General features: G+C 71.6%; 22 protein-coding genes. 8 read left to right on the plus strand and 14 right to left on the minus strand.

The genetic code is table 11. The features are described from left to right. The first annotated feature begins 57 nt into the window (after positions 1 to 57). The 3 genes from CCE01nite_RS06320 (at position 58) to rplI (ending at position 1,410) form a co-directional block, all read left to right on the plus strand. A complete protein-coding gene (locus tag CCE01nite_RS06320; RefSeq protein WP_034624462.1) occupies positions 58 to 594 on the plus strand; it encodes a single-stranded DNA-binding protein in 537 nt (178 codons plus the stop codon). Positions 595 to 707: 113 nt separating this feature from the next. Then, positions 708 to 944 carry a 30S ribosomal protein S18 gene (rpsR, locus tag CCE01nite_RS06325; protein ID WP_034624459.1) on the plus strand — a complete coding sequence of 79 codons (237 nt, stop codon included), beginning with the start codon at positions 708 to 710 and terminating at the stop codon, positions 942 to 944. A gap of 16 nt (positions 945 to 960) precedes the next feature. Next, complete coding sequence (gene rplI / locus CCE01nite_RS06330; RefSeq protein WP_034624455.1) at positions 961 to 1,410, plus strand: 50S ribosomal protein L9; 450 nt, start codon at positions 961 to 963, stop codon at positions 1,408 to 1,410. A gap of 125 nt (positions 1,411 to 1,535) precedes the next feature. Here rplI and CCE01nite_RS06335 read toward each other — a convergent pair whose 3' ends face one another. After that, on the minus strand, positions 1,536 to 2,858 hold the full coding sequence (locus tag CCE01nite_RS06335; protein ID WP_034624453.1) for an MATE family efflux transporter: 1,323 nt from the start codon (positions 2,856 to 2,858) through the stop codon (positions 1,536 to 1,538). 345 nt (positions 2,859 to 3,203) lie between these two features. Here CCE01nite_RS06335 and dnaB point away from each other — a divergent pair, with 345 nt between their 5' ends. Further along, a complete protein-coding gene (gene dnaB / locus CCE01nite_RS06340) occupies positions 3,204 to 5,609 on the plus strand; it encodes a replicative DNA helicase (RefSeq protein ID WP_052103304.1) in 2,406 nt (801 codons plus the stop codon). A 180-nt stretch (positions 5,610 to 5,789) separates the two neighbouring features. On the opposite strand, the gene CCE01nite_RS06345 is transcribed toward dnaB, so the two are convergent. Next, positions 5,790 to 6,371 carry a TetR/AcrR family transcriptional regulator gene (locus CCE01nite_RS06345; RefSeq protein ID WP_034624514.1) on the minus strand — a complete coding sequence of 194 codons (582 nt, stop codon included), beginning with the start codon at positions 6,369 to 6,371 and terminating at the stop codon, positions 5,790 to 5,792. 111 nt (positions 6,372 to 6,482) lie between these two features. Between CCE01nite_RS06345 and CCE01nite_RS06350 the strand changes: the two genes are divergently transcribed. Together CCE01nite_RS06350 and CCE01nite_RS06355 are read left to right on the plus strand one after the other, a co-directional pair. Continuing rightward, the gene (locus tag CCE01nite_RS06350; RefSeq protein WP_034624451.1) at positions 6,483 to 7,226 is read left to right on the plus strand and encodes an NADPH-dependent F420 reductase; all 744 of its coding nucleotides are present in this window, start codon (positions 6,483 to 6,485) and stop codon (positions 7,224 to 7,226) included. A gap of 50 nt (positions 7,227 to 7,276) precedes the next feature. Continuing rightward, positions 7,277 to 8,245 carry a zinc-binding dehydrogenase gene (locus tag CCE01nite_RS06355; RefSeq protein ID WP_034624448.1) on the plus strand — a complete coding sequence of 323 codons (969 nt, stop codon included), beginning with the start codon at positions 7,277 to 7,279 and terminating at the stop codon, positions 8,243 to 8,245. Between the two features lie 242 nt (positions 8,246 to 8,487). Here CCE01nite_RS06355 and CCE01nite_RS06360 read toward each other — a convergent pair whose 3' ends face one another. After that, complete coding sequence (locus CCE01nite_RS06360) at positions 8,488 to 9,417, minus strand: helix-turn-helix transcriptional regulator (protein WP_034624446.1); 930 nt, start codon at positions 9,415 to 9,417, stop codon at positions 8,488 to 8,490. 157 nt (positions 9,418 to 9,574) lie between these two features. Here CCE01nite_RS06360 and CCE01nite_RS06365 point away from each other — a divergent pair, with 157 nt between their 5' ends. Then, on the plus strand, positions 9,575 to 10,420 hold the full coding sequence (locus tag CCE01nite_RS06365) for an SDR family NAD(P)-dependent oxidoreductase (protein ID WP_034624444.1): 846 nt from the start codon (positions 9,575 to 9,577) through the stop codon (positions 10,418 to 10,420). Between the two features lie 43 nt (positions 10,421 to 10,463). Further along, entirely contained in the window at positions 10,464 to 11,228 is a 765-nt protein-coding gene (locus tag CCE01nite_RS06370) for an SDR family NAD(P)-dependent oxidoreductase (RefSeq protein ID WP_034624442.1), read from the plus strand. A 546-nt stretch (positions 11,229 to 11,774) separates the two neighbouring features. On the opposite strand, the gene CCE01nite_RS06375 is transcribed toward CCE01nite_RS06370, so the two are convergent. From CCE01nite_RS06375 to CCE01nite_RS06425, 11 genes are all read right to left on the minus strand, one after another. Continuing rightward, the gene (locus CCE01nite_RS06375) at positions 11,775 to 13,037 is read right to left on the minus strand and encodes a hypothetical protein (protein WP_034624440.1); all 1,263 of its coding nucleotides are present in this window, start codon (positions 13,035 to 13,037) and stop codon (positions 11,775 to 11,777) included. Continuing rightward, the gene (locus CCE01nite_RS06380; RefSeq protein ID WP_034624438.1) at positions 13,034 to 13,567 is read right to left on the minus strand and encodes an RNA polymerase sigma factor; all 534 of its coding nucleotides are present in this window, start codon (positions 13,565 to 13,567) and stop codon (positions 13,034 to 13,036) included. Before CCE01nite_RS06380 ends, CCE01nite_RS06375 begins: the two co-directional genes overlap by 4 nt. Before the next feature lie 468 nt (positions 13,568 to 14,035). Further along, positions 14,036 to 14,521 carry a RidA family protein gene (locus tag CCE01nite_RS06385; RefSeq protein WP_246056349.1) on the minus strand — a complete coding sequence of 162 codons (486 nt, stop codon included), beginning with the start codon at positions 14,519 to 14,521 and terminating at the stop codon, positions 14,036 to 14,038. A 64-nt stretch (positions 14,522 to 14,585) separates the two neighbouring features. After that, positions 14,586 to 15,755 carry an MFS transporter gene (locus tag CCE01nite_RS06390; protein ID WP_034624435.1) on the minus strand — a complete coding sequence of 390 codons (1,170 nt, stop codon included), beginning with the start codon at positions 15,753 to 15,755 and terminating at the stop codon, positions 14,586 to 14,588. Continuing rightward, the gene (locus CCE01nite_RS06395; RefSeq protein ID WP_169743969.1) at positions 15,752 to 16,618 is read right to left on the minus strand and encodes a polysaccharide deacetylase family protein; all 867 of its coding nucleotides are present in this window, start codon (positions 16,616 to 16,618) and stop codon (positions 15,752 to 15,754) included. Before CCE01nite_RS06395 ends, CCE01nite_RS06390 begins: the two co-directional genes overlap by 4 nt. Positions 16,619 to 16,641: 23 nt before the next feature. Then, positions 16,642 to 18,297, minus strand: a complete 1,656-nt coding sequence (locus CCE01nite_RS06400; RefSeq protein WP_034624432.1) for an FAD/NAD(P)-binding protein — start codon at positions 18,295 to 18,297, stop codon at positions 16,642 to 16,644. Then, a complete protein-coding gene (locus CCE01nite_RS06405; RefSeq protein ID WP_034624429.1) occupies positions 18,294 to 19,115 on the minus strand; it encodes a glycosyltransferase family 2 protein in 822 nt (273 codons plus the stop codon). The genes CCE01nite_RS06400 and CCE01nite_RS06405 overlap by 4 nt, the downstream gene beginning before the upstream one ends. An 11-nt stretch (positions 19,116 to 19,126) precedes the next feature. After that, entirely contained in the window at positions 19,127 to 20,542 is a 1,416-nt protein-coding gene (locus CCE01nite_RS06410) for an FAD-dependent oxidoreductase (RefSeq protein ID WP_034624425.1), read from the minus strand. Beyond that, positions 20,539 to 21,420: a glycosyltransferase gene (locus CCE01nite_RS06415; protein WP_052103302.1), complete on the minus strand. Its 882-nt coding sequence runs from the start codon at positions 21,418 to 21,420 to the stop codon at positions 20,539 to 20,541. Before CCE01nite_RS06415 ends, CCE01nite_RS06410 begins: the two co-directional genes overlap by 4 nt. 398 nt (positions 21,421 to 21,818) lie before the next feature. Continuing rightward, positions 21,819 to 23,279, minus strand: coding sequence for a DUF5956 family protein (locus CCE01nite_RS06420; RefSeq protein WP_052103300.1), 1,461 nt, complete (start codon positions 23,277 to 23,279; stop codon positions 21,819 to 21,821). Between the two features lie 145 nt (positions 23,280 to 23,424). After that, on the minus strand, positions 23,425 to 24,861 hold the full coding sequence (locus CCE01nite_RS06425; protein WP_084142393.1) for a DUF1996 domain-containing protein: 1,437 nt from the start codon (positions 24,859 to 24,861) through the stop codon (positions 23,425 to 23,427). Between the last annotated feature and the right edge of the window lie 58 nt (positions 24,862 to 24,919).

The raw sequence follows: 24,919 nt of genomic DNA on the forward strand, positions 1-24,919 counted from the left end.
CCCCACGGCGAGCTCCGCGACGAGCTCCCCGACGAACTGACGTCACAAGGAGCTGGCATGGCTGGTGAGACCGTCATCACGGTGGTAGGGAACCTGACCGGGGACCCCGAGCTGCGCTTCACCCCCTCGGGTGCGGCCGTGGCGAACTTCACCGTGGCCTCGACCCCTCGCACGTTCGACCGCCAGTCCAACGAGTGGAAGGACGGCGACACGCTGTTCCTGCGCTGCTCGGTGTGGCGTGAGGCGGCGGAGAGCGTCGCGGAGTCCCTGACCAAGGGGACCCGCGTCATCGTGCAGGGCCGTCTCGTGCAGCGCTCCTACGAGACCCGCGAGGGCGAGAAGCGCACGGTGTACGAGATGCAGGTCGACGAGGTCGGCCCGTCCCTCCGCTACGCGACCGCGAAGGTCACCCGGGCCCAGCGCTCGGGTGGCGGCGGCGGTGGCTTCGGCGGGGGCGGCGGTGGCGGCTTCAACGGGGGCGGCGGCGGTTACGGCGGCGGCGGTGGCGGCAACCAGCAGCAGGACGACCCGTGGGCCACGCCGGCCCCCGGCGGCGCCTCTGGTGGGTCGTTCTCCGACGAGCCCCCGTTCTGACCTGAGCCCCACCGGGCCGCCCTCCGGCGGCCCACCGGCCCAGCACCACTGACACACCCATCCCGGGGCATGGCAACTCCCCGGGCTCCAGGTACGTGAGAAGGAGCACCACGATGGCCAAGGCCGTTGTCCGCAAGCCCAAGAAGAAGATGAACCCGCTCAAGGCGGCGAAGATCGACGTCGTCGACTACAAGGACACTGCGCTGCTGCGCAAGTTCATCTCGGACCGCGGGAAGATCCGCGCGCGCCGAGTGACCGGTGTGTCCGTCCAGGAGCAGCGTGCGATCGCACGCGCCGTCAAGAACGCCCGCGAGATGGCACTCCTGCCGTACTCGTCGTCGGCACGCTGAGAAGGAGGCGACACTCATGGCCAAGCTCATCCTGACCCACGAGGTCACCGGTCTCGGTGCCCCGGGTGACGTCGTCGAGGTGAAGGACGGGTACGCCCGTAACTACCTCGTGCCCCGTTCCCTCGCGACGCCCTGGACCAAGGGCGCCGAGAAGGAGATCACCGCGATCCGCAAGGCTCGCAAGGCGCGCGAGATCGAGAGCCTCGAGGGTGCCCAGGCGGTGCGCGACTCGCTGCAGTCGAAGCCCGTCGTCGTCACCGCGAAGGCCGGCGAGTCGGGCCGTCTGTTCGGTGCGATCACGACCGCGGAGATCGCGGACGCGGTCAAGGCGAACGGCGCCCAGACGGTCGACAAGCGCAAGATCGAGATCGGTCAGCCCATCAAGGCGACCGGCGAGTACAAGGTGCAGGTCCGCCTGCACGCCGAGGTCTCGGCCACGGTGACCGTCAAGGTCGTCGCTGCCTGACCTGCTCGGACGCGTGACACGAGGCCGGTGCCCCTGAGGGGTGCCGGCCTCGTGCGTCGTGGGCACGGTGGCAGACCGGCGCGCCGCGTCGGGCGCGAGGGGGCGGACGCGGGCGACCGCCGGTGTCAGCGCGGCGTCGGGCCGTCGACCATCCACGCCGTGCCGCGCGCCCGGAGCGCCGTCGTCGCGGCCCGCGCCAGCATGAAGACGCCCCCGAACGCGATCCACAGCCACGCCAGCCCGAGCGCGCCGTCGGGGGCCCAGGCGCGCACGGCGAGGGCGCACGGCACGTAAGCGGCCACGGTCCACAGCCCGGCCCAGGCGAGGTACCGCCCGTCACCGGCGCCGATCAGGACGCCGTCGAGCACGAAGACCCAGCCGGCGAGGGGGAGGGCGGCGGCAGCGACGACGAGCCCGGCGACGACCGCGTCGCGCACGGCGGGATCCGAGGTGAACGGCCGGGCGAGCAGCGGGGCGGCCAGCGCGATGACGACGCCCAGCACCACGCCCGCCGCGACGCCCCAGGTGACGGTCCGGCGCAGCACGGCCCGGACCCGGCCCAGGTCACGGCTCCCGAGCGCGTGCCCGACGAGCGCCTGCGCCGCGATGGCGAGCGCGTCGAGCGCGAAGGCGGTGAGCCCCCAGACCGCGTTGACGACCTGGTGCCCGGCGAGCACCACGGGCCCGAGCCCGGTCGCGACCCACACGGTCAGCAGGATCGCGAGCCGCAGGGAGACGGTCCGCACGAGCAGCGGGGCGCCGGCGCGGGCCTGCGCGAGGATCCCGGCGGCCGCGGGGGACAGGGGAGCGCCGACGGCCCGGGCTCCGCGCAGGACGACCACGACGAGCACCGCCGCCATGCCGAGCTGCGCGACGGCCGTCCCGAGCCCCGACCCGGCGATCCCCATCCCGACGCCGTACACGAGGACGACGTTGAGGACCGCGTTGGCGACCGCTCCGGACGCGGCGACGACGAGCGGCGTGCGGGTGTCGAGGAGCCCGCGCAGCGCGCCGGTCGCGGCGAGGACGAGCAGCATCCCCGGGAGCCCTGGCGCGGACCAGCGCAGGTAGGTGACGGCGTGCCCGGCGACGGGCCCGTCGGCCCCGAGCGCCTCGACCGCCCACGGCGCGGCGCCCGCCAGGGCGGGCGCAAGCACGACGCCGAGCCCCGCGGCGAGCCACATCCCGTCGATGCCGAGCCGGAGCGCGGCGACCCGGTCGCCGGCGCCGAGGTGCCGGGCGACGGCGGCGGTCGTCGCGTACGCGAGGAAGACGCAGAGCCCGACGACGGTGACGAGGACGGTCGACGCGAGCGCCAGCCCGGCGAGCTCGGGCGTCCCGAGGTGCCCGACGACGGCCGAGTCGACCAGCACGAACAGGGGCTCCGCGACGAGCGCGCCGAGGGCGGGGACGGCGAGCGCGAGGACCTGCCGGTCGAGGCTGGACACGGAACGTCCACCCTGTGAACTCCTGGCCAACTTTCTCCTTGTCCACACCGGTGCACGGCGTCCGCGCCGGTGAGAGGCGTCTTACCGGCGGTCTTTCCCCATTGTCCACAGGCCTGTCCACGACCTGTGCACAGTGTCGTGAGGGGGGTCCACAAGCGCCGTCCGGTTGTCCCCAGGCCCTGTGGACGGCGTTCTTGGCGTGTCCGGAGGCAGCACCTTAGCCTCGCGTACGGCGCGGGCGATGATGCTCCCGGGGGCGTCCGAGAGGGACGACGCAGGAGCTTGTCAGTATCTCCTGATAGAACACATGTTCGACAACGTGCGCGGTGGAGTCGGGGGAAGTCTGTGACGATCGAGGAGCTCGAGTACGGCGCGCCGTCGGACGGCGTGCGCGCTGGAGGCGGCTACGACCGGACCCCGCCGCAGGACGTCGCCGCGGAGCAGAGCGTCCTCGGCGGCATGATGCTGTCGAAGGACGCGATCGCCGACGTCGTCGAGCAGCTGCGCGGCACCGACTTCTACCGCCCGGCGCACGAGGCCATCTACGACGCGATCCTCGACCTGTACGGCCGCGGCGAGCCGGCCGACGCCGTCACGGTCGCCGACGAGCTGACCAAGCGCGGCGACATGACCCGCATCGGCGGGGCTCCCTACCTGCACACGCTCATCTCGGCGGTCCCCACCGCGGCCAACGCCGGGTACTACGCGCGCATCGTGCGCGAGCGTGCCGTGCTGCGCCGCCTCGTCGAGGCCGGGACCCGCATCGTCCAGCTCGGGTACGCGACCGACGGCGGCGACGTCGACGAGATCGTCAACAACGCCCAGGCCGAGGTCTACGCCGTCACCGAGCGCCGGACCACCGAGGACTACCACCGCCTCGGCGAGGTCATCGGCGGCACGGTCGACGAGATCGAGGCCGCCGGCCACCGCGGCGAGGGCATGATCGGCGTGCCCACGGGGTTCGCGGACCTCGACCGGCTGACCAACGGGCTGCACCCGGGGCAGATGATCGTCATCGCCGCGCGTCCGGCAATCGGGAAGGCGCTCGCGCTCGACACCCCGCTGCCCACGCCGACCGGCTGGACGACGATGGGTGAGGTGCAGGTCGGCGACGAGCTGCTCGCCGCCGACGGCACCCGCACGACCGTCGTCGCAGCGACCCCGGTCATGTCCGGGCGCCCGTGCTACCGGGTCACGTTCGACGACGGGACGACGATCGTCGCGGACGCGCAGCACGAGTGGGCGACCCGGACGCGGGCTGAGCGGCGGCTGCCCGGAGGAGCCCCGGCCGCCGTGCGGACCACCCAGGAGCTCGCCGCGACCGTCCGCTGCGTCACGGCCGACGGCCGAGCGAACCACTCCGTCGAGACCGCCGCCCCGCTCGCGCTCCCGGACGCCGACCTGCCGGTCGACCCGTACGCGCTGGGCGTGTGGCTGGGTGACGGCCACTCAGCATCGGCCCGTTTCACGTCGGCGGACCCGGAGATCGCGATGCGGATCGAGGGACGAGGGCTGGTCGCGCAGCAGACGGGGGTCACCGACGGAGCCGCGCGGGTCTACACGCTCGGCCTTCCGGCAGGCGACGAGGGCATCGTGCGCCTGCTGCGCGGGCTCGGCGTCCTCGGGAACAAGCACATCCCCGCGACGTACCTGCGGGCGAGCGAGGCGCAGCGCCGCGAGCTGCTGGCCGGGCTGCTCGACACCGACGGCACCGTCAACCCGACCGGGAGCCCGCAGTTCACGGTCACCAGCCGCCGGCTCGCCGAGGACGTCCGCGAGCTCGTGCACTCGCTGGGGTACCGGACCGGCTGGTCGACGCGCACCGTCCGCGGTCGGAGCGCAGAGTCGTCCACCGCGTTCACGATCACCTTCACGACGGACGACGACGTGTTCGCGCTCGAGCGCAAGCGCCTCGTCCACAAGGAGCGCCGGCGGCCGTCGACCCCACGGTTGCGCCAGCGCATGATCGTCTCCGTCGAGCCGATCGAGAGCGTCCCGGTCCGCTGCGTCGAGATCGACCACCCGGAGCACCTGTACCTCGCCAGCCGGTCGATGATCCCCACCCACAACTCGACGCTCGGCATCGACATCGTGCGGTCGGCCGCGATCAAGCACAACCAGGCCGCCGTCGTGTTCTCGCTCGAGATGAGCCGCAACGAGATCACGATGCGTCTGCTGTCCGCCGAGGCGCGCATCCACCTGCAGAAGATGCGCACCGGCCAGATGGGCGAGGACGACTGGCAGAAGCTCGCGGCCACGATGGGCAAGATCTCCGAGGCGCCGCTGTTCATCGACGACTCGCCCAACATGTCGCTCATGGAGATCCGCGCCAAGTGCCGGCGGCTCAAGCAGCGCCACGACCTCAAGCTCGTCGTGATCGACTACCTCCAGCTCATGTCGTCGGGCAAGCGCGTCGAGTCCCGCCAGCAGGAGGTCTCAGAGTTCTCGCGTGCGCTCAAGCTGCTCGCCAAGGAGCTCGAGGTCCCGGTCATCGCGATCTCCCAGCTGAACCGTGGGCCTGAGCAGCGCACGGACAAGCGACCGGCGATGAGCGACCTTCGCGAATCTGGCTCCATCGAGCAGGACGCCGATATGGTGATACTTTTGCATCGTGAGGATGCATATGAGAAGGAATCACCTCGAGCTGGTGAGGCCGACCTCATTGTTGCGAAGCACAGAAATGGTCCTACCGACACGATCACGGTCGCTTTCCAGGGGCATTACTCACGATTCGTGGACATGCAGGCTTAGGTATACAGCGCCGACGTGCAGTCGTCGAGATGCAAGTGTCGAGTTCCCCCGTACTTTGAAAATCCGCGACAACTTCATCCGATACAGCCGCTGAACGAATGACACGTGGGGCGCGCGCCGATGGGTCGTGAGTGGAGCGGCACCCTTACTGCGGGGACCGGCGCCGTCTGCGGCGTGGGGCTACCGGGTCGCCCACCCGGTGTGAATCAGGGCGTTGATCCCTGGGCGGGAGGACTCGTCGGCCATGGCGGCGGCGCCGACCCAGGCGATCGCGAGCGTGGCGAGGAAGAGGTCGCGTGCGCGTACGTCGCTGCGGGCGCTGCCCTCGCGCTGGGCGGCGGCCAGGAACGTGTCGGTGGTGGTGATGTAGCCCTGGCAGGTCAGGGCGAGGGGGGAGGCTTCCTCGGACACGGCATCGCGCAGGGGGCCAGGCAGGCCGTCGAAGGCGCTGGCCCACTCGACCAGGGCGGTGAGCCACCGCTGCAGCGAGGTGGCCGCGTCGCTGGAGCTCGCGGCGATGTCGTCGAGCTCGCGGGTGAGGTGGTCCTCGCGCTCGGCGAGAAGCGCTGCCAGGAGCGCTGCCCGGTTGGGGAAGTGGCGGTAGAGAGTGCCGGGCCCGATGCCTGCGCTCTTGGCGATCTGGTCGAGAGACCCGGTGACCCCGTGCTCGCTGAAGTGCTGCTCGGCGACCTGCAGGATCCGGTCGCGGTTGCGCCGCGCGTCCGCGCGCGGAGGGCGGGCGGCGCCGGTCGTGCTCGTCATCACACGGGCTTCCTTTGACAAGCGGAGAGTGTCTCCCTAGCGTGGGAGACAAGAGGAGACTATCTCCCTTTATCTCCGTACGTCGCACGCGACACACCACGAAGGGCTCTCATGCGGATCGGCATCATCGGAGCGGGCAACATCGGGACGATCCTCGCCCGGCGGCTGGCCCGCGTCTGCCACGACGTCTCGATCGCGAACTCCCGGGCCCCCGAGACCGTCCCAGCAGCAGCCCTGAGCACGGGAGCCCGGGCTGTGTGGGCGGCCGACGCGACCGCGGGTGCGGACGTGGTGATCGTGTCGGTCAACCTCGGGCAGATCCCCACCGTGGCCGACCTCGTGGCGAAGGCGCCGTCGGGGGCGGTCGTCCTGGACACCTCGAACTACTTCCCGCACCGTGACGGGGTCATCGAGGGCCTGGGTGCCGGGCAGAACGAGAGCGCGTGGGTGCAGGCGCAGTACCGGCGCCCGCTCGTCAAGGTGTGGAACACCATCACGACGGCGTCGTTCGCGGACAAGGCCACGCCGGTGGGCGCCCCGGGGCGCATCGCACTGCCGGTGGCGGCCGACGACGACGCCCAGCGCGAGGTCGGGATGGAGCTCGTGGAGCAGACCGGGTTCGACGCGTTCGACGCCGGCGTGATTGCGGATTCCTGGCGCCAGCAGCCGGGCACCCCCGCGTACACGACGGATCTGACCGCGGAGCAGCTGCCCGCGGCCCTCGCGGCGGCCGACGCGGCCCGCGCGGCCCGCCGGCGCGACCTGATGATGGAGATCCTCCTCGAGCGGGCCGAGCCCGACGGCACCCTGCCCGGCCCGGACTTCCAGCTCGCTTCCACCCGGCTGCTCTTCTGAGCCGCGGGGACGTGCGCACCATGGGGAAACCAGACGAAGGCGGTCGTGCGATGAAGCGGTGGCAGGCGGCGGAGTTCGGAGAGGTCGAGCGGGTGCTCCGCCTGGAGGACGTGCCCGTACCTACGCCGGGGCCGGGGGAGGCGTTGGTTCGGGTGCTCGCCGCGAGCCTGGCGCTGCCCGACCTGATGATGCTCCGCGGTGAGTACCCGCTGGTCCCGGCACCGCCCGTCACGCCCGGGCAGGAGGTCGTCGGCATCGTCGAGCAGGCCACCGACGGCTTCCCCTACGCGCCCGGGACGCAGGTCGTCGGCGGCGCCCTGACCGGCGGCCTGGCCGAGTTCGCGCTCGTGCCTGGCTGGAGCGCGATGCCGGTCATGGACGGGCTCAGCATCGAGCAGGCCGTGGGGTTCGTCGGGTCGTTCCACGTCGCGCACATCGGGCTGCACCACCGCGCCGGCATGCGGGCAGGGGAGGTGCTGCTGGTCGTCGGTGGGGCCGGCCGCACCGGCTCCGCGGCGATCCAGGTCGGCAAGGCTCTCGGGGCGACCGTCATCGCGACCGCCCGCACGCAGGCGAAAGCGCGGTTCTGCGAGGAGCAGGGCGCGGACCTCGTCGTCGACCTCGCCGATCCCACCGCGGCCGCCGCCATCGCCGAGCTGACCGGCGGGCGGGGTGTCGACGTCGTCTACGACACCGTCGGCGGGGACGCGTACACCCAGGCGACCACGGTCCTCGCCCGCTCGGGCGCGCGCGTCCTGATCGTGGGCTTCGCGAGCGGCACGCCGGCCCGCCCCGACGGGCAGGACCTGCTGTCCCGGGACTACGCCGTCATCGGCACCCTGTCCTCCTTCCGTGACGACGCCGAGCGGACCGACACCCTCGAGGCTCTCGCCGCCATGCTGGCCACCGGCCGGATCGACCCGCCCGTGCACGCCGTGCACGCGTTCACGGACGTCCCGGAGGCGATGGCTCGACGTGCCGCGGACGCCTCCGGCCAGACCGTGGTGACCCTCACCTAGCCCGCCCATGTGCAGGCATCCACGTAGCCCACGGCCCGGGGCCGCACCTTGACTGACTCGCTCGTAGGGCCACCACCGGTCAACCTGCGACGCTCACCGGCGGTCCATCAGTCGTGCATCTCGACACGAGATGCACGATGGTTTGAAGATCGGGCCCGGATACTTCAGGTACGACCCCAACGCACGTGAGTCAGCGCGTGAGCAACGCACGTGAGTCCCCGCTGGAGCGCCGCGCGTGCCTGTCAGTCGCCCTTCGGGGTCGCTGCTCTGTGTTCCGCGTCGTGCATGGTGTGGCCGGCGGTCGCGGCCCAGCTTGCGAGTAGTTGCAGCGCGTCCTGGGTGGGCGATCCTCGCTCGGCGGTGTAGACGAGCAGGCTCTGGCCGGGGTCGGCGGGCAGGGGGAAGGACTCGAAGGGCAGGTCGAGGTCGCCGACGACGGGGTGGTGCAGGAGCTTGATGCCGCTGGTGTGGATGCGGACGTTGTGCGCGGCCCAGCGGTGGCGGAAGTCCTCGCTGCGGGTGGACAGCTGGCCGATGAGGTCGGTGAGGTCGCGGTTGTAGGGGTCGCGGCCGGCCTCGGCGCGTAGCAGGGCGACGGTGTCGTTGGCGGCGCGGTCGTAGTCGCGGAAGAAGGCGCTCGCGCCGGGGTCGAGGAACACGAACCGGGCGGTGTTGGCCGGGTGTACCGGGTCGGCGAGGACCGGTGCGTACAGGGCAGCCCCGAGGCGGTTGGCGGTGAGCACGTCGAGCCGCCCGTTGAGTGCGAACGCCGGGGTACCGGCCATTGAGTCGAGGATCCGCTGGACGGTGGGTCGGACTCGCTGGCTGGCGGGCCGGCGCCGGGGCGCGCGGGTGCTGCCGGCGGTGCGCAGCAGGTCCTCCAGGTGCGCCCGCTCGGCGTCGTCGAGCTGCAGGGCGTGCACAAGTCCTTCGATGACGCTGTCGGAGACACCGGTGGCGTCGCCGCGCTCGAGCTTGGTCATGTACTCCGGGGAGATCCCGGCCAGGCTCGCGACCTCCGAGCGGCGCAGCCCGGGGACGCGGCGCCGGTCGCCGCCGTAGACGGGGAGCCCGGCCTGCTCGGGGCTGATGCGTGCACGGCGGGTGGAGAGGAACTCGCGGATCTGTGCACGCACGTCGCTGCGGACGTCGCGGTGCTCGTTCCCGGCCATGTCCTCGACTGTACGGGCGGCTCGAGGCGGCGCGGGGGTCCCTGTCAGTACCCCTCTCGCAGGGTCTCCCACGCGCCTGGTGACGCCTGGTTCCGTGGTGATGTCGCCGGCCCCACAGGGCGGTCGACCACCCCCACCACGGACGAAGGACTTGGACATGACGGAGAAGAACGTCTGGCTCATCACCGGCGCCGGCCGCGGCCTCGGCGTCGACATCGCGAAGGCGGCCCTGGCCGCCGGGCACGCCGTCGTCGGCACGGCCCGAGACGCCGCCGCGGTGACCGCAGCCGTCGGCGAGCACCAGGACCTGCTCGCCGTCGACCTCGACGTCACCGACCCCGCCGCCGCCCAGGCCGCCGTCGCCGCGGCCGTGCAGCGGTTCGGCCGCCTGGACGTCGTGGTGAACAACGCCGGCAGCTTCCAGGCGGGCTTCTTCGAGGAGATGACGCCCGAGGCGTTCCGCTCCCAGATCGAGACGACCCTGTTCGGGCCGGTGAACGTCACCCGCGCCGCCCTGCCGCAGCTGCGCGCGCAGCGCTCCGGCCTCGTGATGACGATCTCCTCGACCGCGGGCATCGCCTCACCGGTGGAGTTCACCAGCGCCTACGCCGCCTCCAAATTCGGCGTCGAGGGCTTCATGGAGGCCCTCGCCCCCGAGGTCGCCCCGTTCGGCATCACGACGATGCTGGTCGAGCCCGGGTTCTTCCGCACCGAGCTTCTCAGCCCTCAGTCCACGCAGTACGCCGCCCCCTCGATCGAGGACTACGCCGAGCGCGCCCGCCAGACCCTCGAAGCGTGGAAGGGGATGGACGGCACGCAGGGCGGTGACCCCGCCAAGCTCGCGCGCGCCCTCGTCCGGCTAGTCGCCCTCGACGAGCCGCCGGCCCGGTTCGCCGCCGGCGCGGACGCCGTGGCGCTCTTCGAGCAGAAGGCCAACCTGCTGCTCACCCAGGCCGCCGCGCACCGCGACCTGTCCGTCAGCCTCGCCCACGACGACGCCTGACAGCCGGGCGACCCAGCACCAGAACGCAGGAGGAGCAGTAGCCATGACACCGAAGCTCACCGGCACCGTCGCACTCGTCACCGGCGCCAGCAGCGGCATCGGCGAGGCCACCGCCCGCCGGCTCGCCGAGGACGGCGCCGCCGTCGCGCTGGTCGCACGCCGCCGCGACCGCCTCGAGGCGCTCGCCGCCACCATCCAGCAGACCGGCGGCACCGCCCTGGTCGTGCGAGCCGACATCAGCGACCGCGCCCAGGCCGAGGCGGCCGTGCAGCAGACCGTCGAGCAGCTCGGCCGCCTCGACGTCCTGGTGAACAACGCCGGGCTGATGCTGCTCGGGCCCGTCGCAGGCGCGGACCCCGACCAGTGGGACCGGATGATCGCGATCAACACCCAGGGACTGCTCTACACCACCCACGCCGCGCTGCCGCACCTGCTGGCGGCCGCGGCCGACGGTGACCGGCAGGTCGCAGACATCGTGAACATCAGCTCCATCGCCGGTCGCGTCGCCACCAACGGCTTCGGCGTCTACAACCTGACCAAGTTCGGCGTGAACGGCTTCACCGAGGCGCTGCGTCAGGAGGTCACCAAGCGGCACGTGCGTGTCGGAGTCCTCGAGCCCGGGGGCGTCAGCACCGAGCTCATGTCCCACAACACCGGCACGGTGCGCGAGGAGATCGACCACTTCCACGCCACCACCGAGGTCCTCGACCCGCAGGACGTCGCCGACGGCATCGCCTACATGGTCACCAGGCCGCGGCACGTCTCCATCAGCGAGCTGTGGGTCATGCCGACCGACCAGCAGGTCTGACCCGCGTCGCACAGCTGCGAGGGCGACGCCCGCACGTAGTTTGCTGGCCGGCCTCAGCAAGGTGGCTCCCGGACAAGATCGGCTGCTCACGCGCGGTCAATCTGTCCCGCATCTCGACAGTTGTCGAGATGCAAGATAGTTCGACTAAACGGCACCGATAGTCTGACTACTGACACTGTCGAGACGCGGCCTACTTTGAAGATCCGCACCGTAAACATCAAATACGGAGTCCTGACAAACGAGCCCGCGGTGCTCGCCGCCCGGAGCAGCCGTCGCTGTGCTGCCGCTCCTTCACCGAGAGCCGTCAGGTCAGTGCGTGTTCGAGCGTCGACCGTTCCGCACCATCCACGACGCCGGGCATGCTCGCCAGGCGATGTCCCAGAGAGCCCAGCGCTGTCCTCGGGTCCAGCTAGGGCGTGTCTTCCGTCCACCTGAATGGTGAATGCGTAGGGCAGTTCCCACCGCCACGTGCAGCCCGTATCCGTCGTCGGGCAGAGGACGCACAGGACGCGGAAACGATAGGTCGGACTGGAGCGACCTGCCGCGTCAGTCCGGCGTGACTCGGTAGGACAGCGTCATCTGCCCGTCGGCCGACGCGGGCACGACATGGACGGACCACCCGGGCACGATCACCGTGGCGCCGAGCGGATCAAGAGCCTCCTCCTCCGCGCCGTCGACGTCGGTCAGCAGGGCCGCCGCCGCGTTCAACCGGTCGAGCCCTTCGACGCTGATCTGGACCTCCCACCCGGTCGCCGCGTCACCGGAGACCGACAGGAGCCGACCCGGCGGCATGGGAACCACGTCGGTGGGAAAGTCGCCGGGCAGGCCGGACACGGCGACCTGCGGCGGGACGACGATCGTCCAGGGGCCGGTCAGGCCGGTGAGCGGTTCGCCGTCGCGCACGACGAGAGCGCCGTACGTGCCGGTCGGCAGCAGCTCGCCGCCGACCCCGTCGATCGTGCAGGTGACCAGGTCCAGAATGACCGTCTCGCGCAGCAGCCCGCTCGGTGTCCGGTCCCACGCGGCGTCTGCATTCGACTGACGCTCTCGCGGCAGGGTCGCCGTGGCAACCACCCGGTCGTCGTGGGTGACGAGCACGCGCACCCGTGCCAGGGCGGTCGGTGGGGCACTCTCCTCGCCTGCCGCGAGCCGCTGCTCGACCGACGTCCGGAGGCTTTCTACCGCCCCGGCGAGATCGTCGAGCACGCTCTGCTTGACCGCCTCACCGGCGTCGCGCTCTGCGAGCCGGTCGGAGTACGCCTGCTCGACCATCGCGAGTGTGTCCTGCATGGACGAGAGCTCGGTCGACGGCGGACCTGCGCCGTCCTCCGGCAGGGAGCTCACGACGTCCAGGTGCACCCTGCTCGATGCGAACGCGCCGAGCGGACGCGGCTGCGGCACCGACCTCTCCCTCGACTGCGCTGATGGGTCGGACCACACTGACGCGCGCATGCCGAGCGTCGGGTCAGGGGTGCCCAGCAGCGGTGCGATGTTCGATCCGCACTCACCGGGCGCCGCCGAAGGATCGGAGGGCAAGATGACGGGGGAGTCAAGGGTGGCGGCGTCACCTGGTGCCGTCGAGGGGTCGGCGGGCAGGACGATGCTGGCGTCTCGGGTGCCGGTGACGTACATCGCGCCGAAGGCGACGGCACCCGCGGTGCCCACCCCCACGGCTCCCACGGCACCGACGTGCACCGCACGACGCCGACGGGCGCGCGACCGCACCCGCGGGACGTCGACCGGCGGCGGACCGTCGGGATGGTGACCGTCCACCAGGTCGTGCAGGGCGGCGCTCAGGTCGATGGTCATCGGGCCTCCTTGATGTCGACCGTGTCGGGACGCTCCGAGCTGGACACCGGACCCAGGACGTCCTCGAGCCGCCCGACGGCGTCGGACAGGTAGCGCTTGACGGTGCCCTCGGCGAGGCCGAGCCGCCGCGCGATCTCCGGGACGGTGAGGTCGTCGTAGAAGCGCAGGACGACGCACGCACGCAGCCGGGGCCGCAACGAGGCGAGCGCCGACTCGACGCTGACCCGGTCGGCAGCAGCAGCCTCGGGCGACTCGACCTGCTCGGGCCGGGCGATCAGGTGCCGCACGCCGGTCCAGCGCTCACGGCGCCGGTGCCCGTCGAGGAAGACGTTCAAGATCGCGCGCCGCACGTACGTCTCGGCGGCGACGACGTCCCGCAGCGGTCGGACCTGGCCGAAGCAGCGCACCAGCGCCTCCTGCAGCAGGTCCTCCGCCTCCGCACGGCTGCCCGTCAGGAGCGCCGCGTACTGGGCGAGCGCGTGCCCGCGGACCTGCACCAGGTCGTCGAGCACCTCTTCCCACGCCGCCATCGGCCCTCCACTCCCGAGTCTCGTAGTCCAGGACGACGAGGTACGGCGAATCGTTGGTCGCCCGTTCGGACGGCTCGGCAGGCCCCAAGTATCGACCGGAGATGTGCGGTCAAACCCATGGGGATGGACGGCCCCGCCCTCCGGCTGCGTGCCGACGAGCCCGTCGCGGGACCAGGTGAGCGTGCGCTGCTGTGGCCACGAGGGCCGTCCTCCCACGGGACCGAGGGTGACGGGACGACGCCGTCACGAGCCGGTCGCCGACCCGGCCGCACGTCGCCCGGTGGTGCATCTCGCACGCTGACCCCCCGACAGCAGCGGCGTGCCGAAGGTGCGCTCGGTACGTCAGGGCCTGATGACGGACGTCAGCGCCCGCGTGGGTCGAGACCGGGTCCGACCCCCAGGGTGAGCCACTCGATGCAGATGGAGGCGCGCGTCCAGCCGCCCCCCACCAGGGCCCGTGGCATGCGCCTACCCGGCGACCTCGAAGAGGCACTCGGTGACGATCGGCAGACCGCCTCGCAGCGAGACCGCGCCCAGGACCGACCGGGTATGGACACCCGCGTCGCCGAAGACGTCGACGAAGAGCGTGGACAACCCATCGAGCACGAGGTGGTGCTCCGCGTAGTCCTCGGTCGCGTTCACGAACGCCTGGACCCGCACCACCCGTGTGACGCGGTCCAGCGAGCCGAGGAACTCGCGCACCACGGCGAGCACCTCCAGGCCGACGTCCCGAGCCAGTGCCATCCCGTCGGCGGTCGTGTGCTCGCGGCCGAGCTTCCCCGCGGTGTGCGGGTCGCTCGGCCCCTTGCCTGCGACGAAGAGCAGCGATCCCACCTGCACGCAGTTCGTGTACGCGCCCTGCGGTGCGCTGACGTCCGGCAGGACGATCCCCAGCTCGTTCAGACGAGCCTCGGCGGACCAGCTCATCGTCGGCTCCTTGCTCCGTTGCGACATGGACGGACGGTGCGCCCGGCCGGCGACCGGTGCCGAGACGCGGTCCGAGGTCTCTGGTGTGGCCTCATGACTGTCGACCAGGCAACCAGCGCCAGAGCCAGAGCGCACCCCCGAGGCCGAGCACCCCCACCGAGCTGGCCGCAGCACCCGCCGTCGCGACACCGACGACACCCGCTACCACCATCGGGCCGGACGACTGACCGATGCCCGTGACGAGGCGCCACCCGGCGAGGAAGGCCGCCCGCGCTGTCTCGGGCGCAGCGTCGACCCCGATCGTCATGACGGCTCCCGACGAGAGCCCGTTCCCGAGCCCCAGCAGCACCGCGACAGTCAGCACCCATGCCAGGCTCCCACCGAGCGGCAGGCACAGGAGCGAGACGCCCATGATGATCATCGCGGGGACCACAGCAGCCCTGCGGCCATACCGGTCCATCACGATCCCGGCGACGTAGAACAGGCTCAGGTCGACAGCCGACGAGACGGCGAACACGAGGCTCACGACGCTCTCGGACAGCCCCAGCTCACTGCCCCAGATCGGGAGCAGCGCGTCCCGCGACGAGCGCACCAGCATCACCAGTGCGCCGCCCACTCCCAGGGTCGAGAACGCTCGTCCGAAACCCGGTTGCCACAGGGTGACCTTCGACCCGGGGTCCGCGCGAGACGCTTCTCCGGGAAGCACGAAGACGTAGGTCGCGACCGCCGCGGCACCGGAGAGCGCCGCCGCCACCAGCAACGTCCACTCCATCGACACGACGGTGAGGAGCCCGGCTGCGAGCAGGGCACCGACGAGCGATCCACCCCGGAAGACCCCTCCCAGCAGGGCCAACGCCCGACCGCGGATCTTCATCGGGACCATGATGGCGAGGTAGCTCTGCCGTGCCACGGCGACGACGGCACCCGCGAGGCCCATCACGAACGCGGCGGCAAGCATGGCTTGAGGCGACCGCACGGCGGAGATGGCGACGATCGCCACCGTCTCGATCAGCAGTGCCACGGCCAGCGACCGACGGTCCCCGAGCCGTGAGACGACGACCGCGCTGGGCAGAGCGCCGACGAATCCGCCGACACTGAGCATCCCGACCACGAGAGCGGCGTGCGCGGGCGTGGCTCCACGATCGATCGCGAGCAGGGCGAGGATCGGTGTGACGACACCCAGGCTCGCCATCGCCAGCGCGGCGGGACCGTAGACCGGTACGAGCAGCCGCTTCAGCCCTCCGCGGCCGTCGTCCCTCACCTGGGCGTCCCGGGCGCGCCCGCTGGCCCGTCGACGAGATCGCCGAACGACTTCCCGGACTCGACGCAGAGTCGAGGGACGAGGAGCCAGGAGTCGTCCGCGGCGACGTCTCTACCCTGGGTCGTCACCGCGGCCCGGTAGCCCGCCGCTCGCACGGAGTCGACCACGGCGTCCGTGTGCCTGCCGAACGGGTAGGCGAAGAGGTCGACAGGAACGCCGAGGACGAACCTGAGCCGTTCTCTGTTCGACTCGACCTCGCTCGCGCACTGCTCGACGTCGATGAGGTCGAGGAACGGATGGGAGACGGTGTGGCCCCCGATCGTCGCCAGCGGGTCGGACGCGATCTCGTGCAGGTGGTCCCAGGTGAGGCCGTAGTCGGTCACGCTCTCTCGGTAGCGGGCCAGCGCGCCGTCGGCCGACTCGAGTCCGGCCGCCCACAGCAGGTCGTTGATCGACCTCGCAGCCTGGACCGGGTCGTCACAGCTGATGGTCCGGGACCCGTCGGGGAGGCGGAGGTCGATCTCGCGGTGCGTCTTCACCAGGTCCTCGACCACCAGGCTCACGTGGAACAGCGTGCGGTCCGGGTAGCCCGAGGTGACGAAGAGCGAGTACGGCGCGTGCTCGGACCGGAGCGTCGGCCACGCGTGGTCGTAGAAGTCGCGGTACCCGTCGTCGAAGGTGAGGGCCAGGCGGTCGCCCGGCGACGACGGGTCGTCGAGGAGCTCACCCAGGGACACCAGGTTCCATCCGGCCCCCCGGGCGTCGCTGATGAGCCGGAGGAGCTCGCTCTCGCCGATCTCCTGACGGGGCCGGCGGATCAGCCGCGCCCTCAGCTCGAGGTCGGGCACCACGCTGTGCAGCATCAGGACCACCCGTCTGCCGTGCCTCATGCCGACCGTGCCTCGGTGAGAAGGCTTGCCATGACGTCGTCCACGCACCGGTCCGCATCTGTGTAGGCGCGCGCTCGGAAACCGGGCGACGGGATGTAGAAGTTGAAGTGCCTCGACCCCTCCGTCAGGCCGCCGAGGTAGAACACGTTGTCGGTCACGCCTCCCTCGGGACCCTTCGGGTGGAACCGGGAGTCGACCGCGATCCCTACCGGCCTTCCGGCGCTCAGCCTGACGCAGGCCTGGCCCCGGCGGACGGCGTCCGCGAGGAACCCCGGGAGCTCTCCCGTGCCGGGCGACGGCAGGAACGCGTCGTAGTAGAGCTCAGCGGCGACGGCTGCTGGTTTCCTGAGCGTCGTCGAGACGACCCGAAAGCCTGCTGACCCACGCTCGACCCTCGGACTCGGACCCACCGTGTGGCGCAGGACGCCGGATCGTTGCAGCGCGAGCAGCTCCTGGCCGCGTGACGCGGGGGGACCCACCGTGTACCGGTAGAACAGAGGAAGAACGGAACGGAGCAGGGCCACGTGGCTCTCGGGCGCGAGCCGGTCGAAGTCGCAGAGTCGCCTGACCTCGTCCCGGAGGAGCTTCATGCTCTCGATCCCCCGTCGACGTGGGGGCAGCACGGGCAGCGAGCACTCCATCAGGTCTGCAGCCAGCGTGTCGCGCACCGACGCCTCATAGGCCTCGGACGACTCGTGCAACGTCGGCGCACGCTCGATGTCGTCGTGGAGCAGCCGCGGGGAGGCGGCCGTTGCGGCGCACTCCGTCGGCTCGGCGGCGTCCCAGCACTCGGCCTCGGCCATCTTCGTCATCAGCGCGGGAAGCACGGCGGTGAGGAGCTCGACGGACCGGGCGCCCTCCTCGGCGGCCGGCACCTGGAGCGTCGCGTCCCATCCCTCGAGGTCACGCAGCGGCGCCGTGGGCCTGCAGAGCGGGAAGAACCCGTTCCGCGAGAACTGGTGGATGACCGGCTCGGCGCCGCTGCGGTGGTAGACCAGCTCTCCGGACGCGTCACTGGCCTCGAAACGCCCTCCGCGGCCCACGGTGAGCTCGATGATCGCGTCGATCGCCGTCAGGCCCATGCCGGCCAGGATCACGGGCTCGCCCGGCCCGGCCAGCGACAGGTCCAGCCGCGCCGGCGGGACGCCGACGGTGATGAACACGAAGTCGGAGCGGAGGACGGCGCCGCCGGAGAGCGCGAGCGCGACGCCCGACGGCTGAGCGTCCATCGTCAGCACGCGCTCGGGCACGTGCGTCACCGTGACACCGTCGGGCAGGTCGTCGACGAGCGCGTCGTACGTCCACTCGAGGTAGTCGCTCAGCCACACGCGGGGGAGGTAGTCCCGTGACTCGGGTGCCCGGACACCGCTGACGCGGTACTCCCGGTGGTGGAGGAACTCGAGGAACGTGTACGCCCCCGCTGCGCCCGTCGCCGCGCCGCCGAGGATGTCGATGTCCCCTGCCGCGGTGTTGAGGAGCAGGTACTCGGGCGTCCCGCGATACACGCCTCCGCCCGGCCTGCTCGGTTCGACGACGGAGATCTCCAGGCGAGGGATGCCAGGCTCGGGTGCTCTCCACCGCTCGATGATCCGGTCGAGAACCATGAGCCCCCAGGGGCCGCACCCCACGATCGTGAGGCGTACCGCACTCACGACGCGGCCTCGAGATGCCGGTTGATGAAGGCGAGCTCGAGCGGGAGCTCGTGGACCATCCTCTCGATGTCGGCCTCGACGAGAGCCCGCCGTGCAGCAGGGACCAGCGGCAGGTTGCGCCGAGCGATCCTCCCGACCCATTCCTGGTGCCGCTCGACGGCGGCGTTGGACAGGCCGTGCCCGTGCCGGCGGTAGACGAAGCCCGGTACGCCCGTGAAGGCGTACTCCACCTGAGCGCTCAGCCGCAGCTTGAGGTCCCAGTTCTCGTAGAAGGGGAGCGTCGGGTCGTGACCGCCGGCCGCGTCGTAGACGCGCCGGCTGAGCAGGAAGTTCTGGGGGACCAGGCACGTCCGGGTGATGAGCCCGTCGAGGATGCTTCCCTCTCGGACCGGTCGGATGTCACGGAAGCGGGACACCACGGAGCCCGACCCGTCGGCGATGTGCACGTCCGAGAAGGCGACGACCTCTCTGCCGAGACGGGACACGTAGTACTGGTGGAGCTCGAGCTCCTCCTGCAGCTTCGTGTCGCACTGGACGTAGTCGTCGCTGTCGATGTAGTTGAGCAGGTCGCCCTGCGACACCCTGATCCCGTCGATGCGAGTCTGCGAGACGCCGGTGTTCACGGGGTGCCGCACGACCCGCACCTCCGGATGCTCGCGCTCCAGCATCGCGATCTCGTCGAGGGAGCCATCCGTCGAGGCGTCGTCGACGATCACGATCTCGTCCGGTGGCCGCGTCTGCGACAGGAAGCTCTCGACGCAGCGTCTGATGTAGTCCCCGTTGTTGTAGTTGACGACGACGGTGGAGATGGTGGGCACCAGCCGCCCCCTCACCGCGCGCCGACCGCGACGTCAGCGCGGGGGAAGTAGGAGTCGCGCACGGACGTCTCGGAACCGTCGATCCACTCCGACACCGCGTCCGCGACGGCCGGCGCCTGGGCGAACCCGCCCGTGTTGTGACCACCGGTGACGAGCAGGCGGCCCCCCGGCCCTTCCGCCTGGTCATCGAAGACTCCCGCGCACGACGGCGTCCACGGTCGTACGCAGACCCGCGAGAGCCGGCCGGGCACGACGAGGCCCCGCTCCCGACCCGTGGCGTACTGGCCCGGGAAGAGCTGGCGCGCCGTGTCGTGCAGGACGCGCGCCAGGTCGGCCTGCCACTCGGGTTCGAGGAGCTCCAGGTCTGCGCCGACATAGGCGTGACCGGAGCTGATGTGGATGACCGGCGACCCGTCGGGCGCTCGACCCGGGATGATGTTCGCGCCGGCGCTCGACTCGTCCGCCGCGAACCCGTCCCTCGTCAGCTTGATGGGCGTCTCGAGGCGCCGACCGTCGTTCGGCAGGGTCAGCCACCCCCCTGCCACGCCCGCCAGCAGCTCGCGGCTCGGCATCCCCAGGAGCGTGTTCGGGCGCGGTACGCCGGGCGAGATCACCACGTGGGTACCGGAGATCCTCGAACCGTCACCGGTCACCAGGCCGCTGAACTCTCCCCCCGGCGTCATGGCGACCTCGGCGACCTCGGTGTTCCAGATGAACCGTGTGCCGGACTGCTCCAGGCGAGAGAGGGACCTGCACACGAATCCGTGCACGTTGATCCCGAACCCCTGGACCCGGATCGCGCCGAGGTAGGAGCGCGAGCCGTACTCGGCCATCGCCCCGAGCTCCGCGTCGATCTCGTCGGCCGACAGCTCGCTGATGAAGGCTCCGATGGCACGCTCGCCCTCGACACCGGCGGCATGGGCAGCCGGGTTCAGGTACACGCGCAGGAGGCGCTCGACCGTGATGCCCTCGAACAGGTCGGGGAGCTCCGAGATGAGCTGGCGCCAACGTGCAAGCCCGTGCCGGTTGCAGCCGATCAGGTGGTCGTTGAGCCGGCGGTAGTCCAGCGGCGACACGTCACGGAACTTCGCGATCCACTCCCGGTCGCTGTCGCGCAGCCGTTGGGGGGGCACGCCGAGCCATCCGCCGTCGGCGATCGTCCGATCGAACTGCGTGCACCCCATGTCCTGGGTGGGCTTCAGGAAGTGGTGGCGAGACTCGTTCAAGGAGACGATCCGACCGTCGCACCCGCCCATGGTGCACGCCTGGGAGCGGGGTCCGGGGAGGCGGGGATCCGGTCCGGCGTCGACCATGAGCAGGGGGACGCCGAGCCGGCTGAGCCGGATCCCTGTCACGAGGTTCACCGCGCCGGTCCCGACGAGGACGACCCCGTCGTGATCGATCGTGCTGTGTGCAGCCGTGCTCATGTTCTGACCCCCTGCATGGATGGAAGCTCGCCCAGCAGCACGTGGTTCAGGCACACCGCGCGGTGCGTCGTCAGCAGCTGTACGGCTGTGTCGCCCGGGAACTTCGAGGCGAAGTAGTGGCGATTCGAGTCGGCGGAGACCCGCCTGCTGTGCTGCGGCTTGTCGTGGGGGTGATGGAAGCCCACCGCATCGTGCGCCCACCGGTATCTCGCGCCGCTGCGGTGGAGTCGGTACCCGAGATCCACGTCCTCGACGCCCCACGACGTGTAGGCCTCGTCGAACCCGCCGGCCTCGAGCACCATCTGCGTCGGCGCAGAGGCGTTCGCGGTCCAGAAGAGCGCCCAGGGTGCCGGCCACGAGCCGAAGGGCACGTCGAGGGACGAGAGGCAGTGGTCCCGGGGATCCTGGAAGTCTTCGCGACCCTCGAGGTGGGAGAAGCGAGACCCCTCGCCGAGGCTCGTCCAGAGCCTGACGAGCTCCTCCTCGGAGGAGTTGTCCTGGCTGAACCCGAGGAGCCGCCCGACGACCACGTCCTCGCCCGCCTGGACCTCGACGTGTCGGTCGACCGACGTGCGGTGCATGACGACGCCGGAGTCGACGAAGACGCAGATCGGCGAATCCGCGAGGCGTATCCCCAAGTTCCGTGCGCGCGCCACCCGAAATCCCTCGTCCGGCTGGAACACGTACGTCAGGCGTAGCGCACGGGTGAACTCGTCGACCACCGCCCTCGTCCGGTCGGTCGATCCGTCGTCCACGACGATGACCTCGAAGTCGCTCCGTGACTGCGCCGACAGCGACGTCAGCGTCAGGCGAAGGAGGTCTGCTCGGTTGAAGGTCGGCACGATCACCGTGGCGCTGGGCGCACTGCTGTGTGTCATACACGCTTCCGTGGCTCGATCGGATCTCGGCCCGTGCCGGGTGTCCGGTGGTCTCCCGCGCTCGGCACTGCTGCGCTCGGGACCCGTCAGACCACGCGGCCCCGGTCCTGGTCCCTGCACCTCGACCGGTGCGCCGCACGTCGTCGTGCGGTCGTGCTCCGTGCTGTGTTCGTCGTCATCGACTGACACCCCCCTGGCTCCGCGATAGTGCCAGGGGGCACAAAACAGACGAATCGTGCGTCCACGGGGTGGTCACCTCGTCCGATCCCGGACGACGGCCGGTTCGCTCGTCACGCAGTCGTCGCTCCTCCGGACGCGCACCGTCGGCAGTGGACGGACACCGAGCGCACACCAGCAAGGCAACGCGGTCCGCCGTCCCGCTGACGCGCGGGCTCCGGTCAGTGGTCCAGGCGCCCGTGGCCGTCCGCGACGCGGCCTCGGGTGCCCGGCGGGTCGGTCACGGACCAGGTCCGGGAGCGACGGTCGCACCCTCCCATCGACACCCAGGAACCCTCGGGCAGCACGACGTCGTCCTCGCCGGCGGCCGACGGCACGTCGGCCGGACCCAGGCCCTTCGACCGCCACACCCGTGCCTCGGCGGGGACGACGCCCCTCGCCGCCCACGCGACGGCCTGCGCGGCATCGAACCCGTGGGCCAGCCAGTCCAGGGCGACCTCCGGCCCCAGCCCGCCCGCGCCGTACGCGAGCCACTCGTGCGGCTGGGTGACGGGGTCGGCGTCCAGCACGTCGGCGACGAGATCGGGTTCGAGGTCGGCTGCCGTCCACGGCAGGAGCTCGTGCGGGCGCATCGCCGGGCGGCGCCGGATCAGTCGGCACAGCGTGCGCGCGGTGACGCCCGCGGCTCGCCACCCGATCGGGTCCCAGTCGAAGCCTGTCTCGGGCAGGTCCGCCAGGTCGCGCACGGTCCAGCCCGCACGGAGCACGGGTGCAGCGTCGGCCGGGTCCCACCAGGTCGGGTCGGCTGTCAGCTCCTCGACCGTGGTGAGGCCCTCGCGGAGCAGCGGCACCCACGCCGGCGCACGGGTCGTCGGGTCGGTAGCCAGGAGCAGGCGGACGGCGTCCGCCTCCGGGAGGCCGGCACGACCGAGGGCGGCTCGAACCGCCGTCACCAGCTCGGGAACGGCCCCGACGAGAGCCAGCTCGACGTGCTCGGCCGGCCGGTCGGCCACCCCCCGCCAGGCGGCGGCCGCCGCGGCTGCCGGCCCCTGCCACTCGGCGAGGATGCGGTCGGCGCCGACCGGGGACGTGTCGGCGAGCAGCCGCGCCGCCACCGGGGCGAGCGGGTCCGCCGTGGGCGTGGGACCAGCGGCGGCCCAACCGATGTCCTGAAGTGCACGCAGGAGCCAAGGAAGCGGAAGAGCCTCGGGCCACGGGGACCGCAGCAGCCAGATCCGACGCCGGGGCGGTGCCGGCAGGCCGGCGATCCGCGCGCAGTGGTCCGCGTGCTCGTCGTCGACCGCGATCTCGGCGTCCGTCGGGGGGCGGACCGTCACCGGCCCCCCTGCCCGCTCGCTCGTGCGCTGCTCGAGCACGACCCGCGGCAACCGGTCGGGGACCCAGCACCGCGAGGCACGCGGCCAGAGGGCCGGCAGGCAGGCCAGCAGCGGCGCCGGCTCGAGCACCTGCCATCCGTCGGCCTCGAGCCGCTGGACCTCGGGCAGCTCGCGGGCCTCGGGCCACCGATCATCCGCGCGACGAGGACGTGGCCCGGCCAGCGCGGCCAGCTCAGCCAGGCGCGGGGGCAGCGGCGGCACGGTGGCCGGGTCGACCGCGGGGGGCTCGTCGTGGCCCCACGGGTCGGCGCCGGGCAGGCTCCCCATCGTCTGCACGGCACCCATGCTGTCAGCAGCGCGTGACCGATGGCCGGCAGGGCAGCGCCGCGGGAGTCGCCACGTTCGTCGTGCTGCTCGGCCTGCGTGCTGAGCGCGCCGGAGGACCCGGCCCGGCCCGTGGCCGGACCGGGTCCCGAGGCTCACGGCGGGGTCAGAAGCCGCCCGCCGCGTTGCACTTCGCGGACTGGTTGATGCAGGTCCGCACCCGCTGCGCCTGGGCTGCCGGCTCCCAGGCGTTGAAGAAGTCACCGTGCATCGAGAACGTCGACCCCGAGGCGAGCGTGACGTTCGTCGTGTCCATGCCGTGCGGGTAGGAGAAGACGAACGACAGGTGCGGGATCGGGACCGGGTGGGTCGTCGGGCAGGCTCCCGCGACCGGGTGCGCGACGTGGGCCTTGTGGTCCGGGCTGTCGAGGTGCTTGCCGTCCCAGCACTGAGGGAAGACCAGCTGGTAGGTGAGCTGGGCGGTGGGCGCGCAGATCGGCATGACGCCGTCCGCGGTCCGGCCGGTGGCCCCGCCGATGCCCGCGCACCAGAAGTGGTTGCCCTGCTTGTCCGGGGTGTCCGTCTGCTGCTTGGCGTTGCCGGCGATCATCCGGAAGCCCTCGGGGAACGGCTGGACCCGGCTCGGGTCCTTCAGGCTCGACCCGTAGTAGACGATGACCCCGCCGACGGGGTCCACGGCCTTGCCGTTCGAGTAGAGGGTCGGGACCCAGTAGGCCGACTTGTCCTCGACCGGGTTGCAGTTCGTGCCGCCGGCCTTGAGGGAGTCGAACGTCGAGAACGCGTCGGTGGTCGTGGCGCCGATGAAGGTGTGGTTGTGCGAGGCGCCGGGCTGGTTCGGGACGACGATCGGGTCGTCGTTGAGGTGGTGGCTCACCTGGCACAGGGCGTGGAACTCGGGGACCCGCACCGGGTCGTTGGTGATCGGCTTGGGCGTGAGGGCGAAGAACGCCGCGGTGTCAGCGGCCTGCTTCGCGGCGTCGACGGGGATCCAGCCCGCCGTCGGCATCGGGGGCATGGTGTGCGACTCGTCAGCGGTGACCGTAAACCAGTTGAGGTTCACGAAGTCGCCGGCCTGAGGGCTGCGCAGGACGAGGTAGACGGTGTGCGCGCCGGTGGCCATCGTCATCGAGCTCGCCGTCTTCGTCGTCCACGTCTGCCATCCGCCCGTGGACGAGACGGCGAACGTTCCCAGCAGGGGGCCCGTGCGTGAGTCCGCACGCAGCTCCACGGTGCCGCCGGCGCTGCTCGCCGAGGCCAGGCGCAGGGTGGCCTTGTGCGCGCCCGTCAGCCCGAGGTCGACGTTGTCGTACCGCAGCCAGTCACCGTCGGCGAGCCAGCCGACGTTCCTGCCGCCGCCCGTGTCGCCCGTGCTCTCGGTCCGGGCGCCCGACTCGGCACCGTACGACTCCGCCTGGACCGTGACGGTCTCCGCTGCGGATGCTGCGCTGAGCGGTCCGACGGTCACGGCGAGCGCGCCGGCGGCGGCGAGGATCAGGGCGGCGACCGCGCGGCGTCCCCGTGACGTCGGGGCGCGTCCTGCTGCGGTCGGCGACGCTGCCGTCCGCTGGTGTCTGCTGTTCACGGTTCCTCCAAGATCGGACCAAACGGGCGTATCGCACCGTACGCGTCAGAGAGCGCTC

This window comes from Cellulomonas cellasea (assembly GCF_006538745.1).
Lineage (GTDB): Bacteria > Actinomycetota > Actinomycetes > Actinomycetales > Cellulomonadaceae > Cellulomonas_A > Cellulomonas_A cellasea.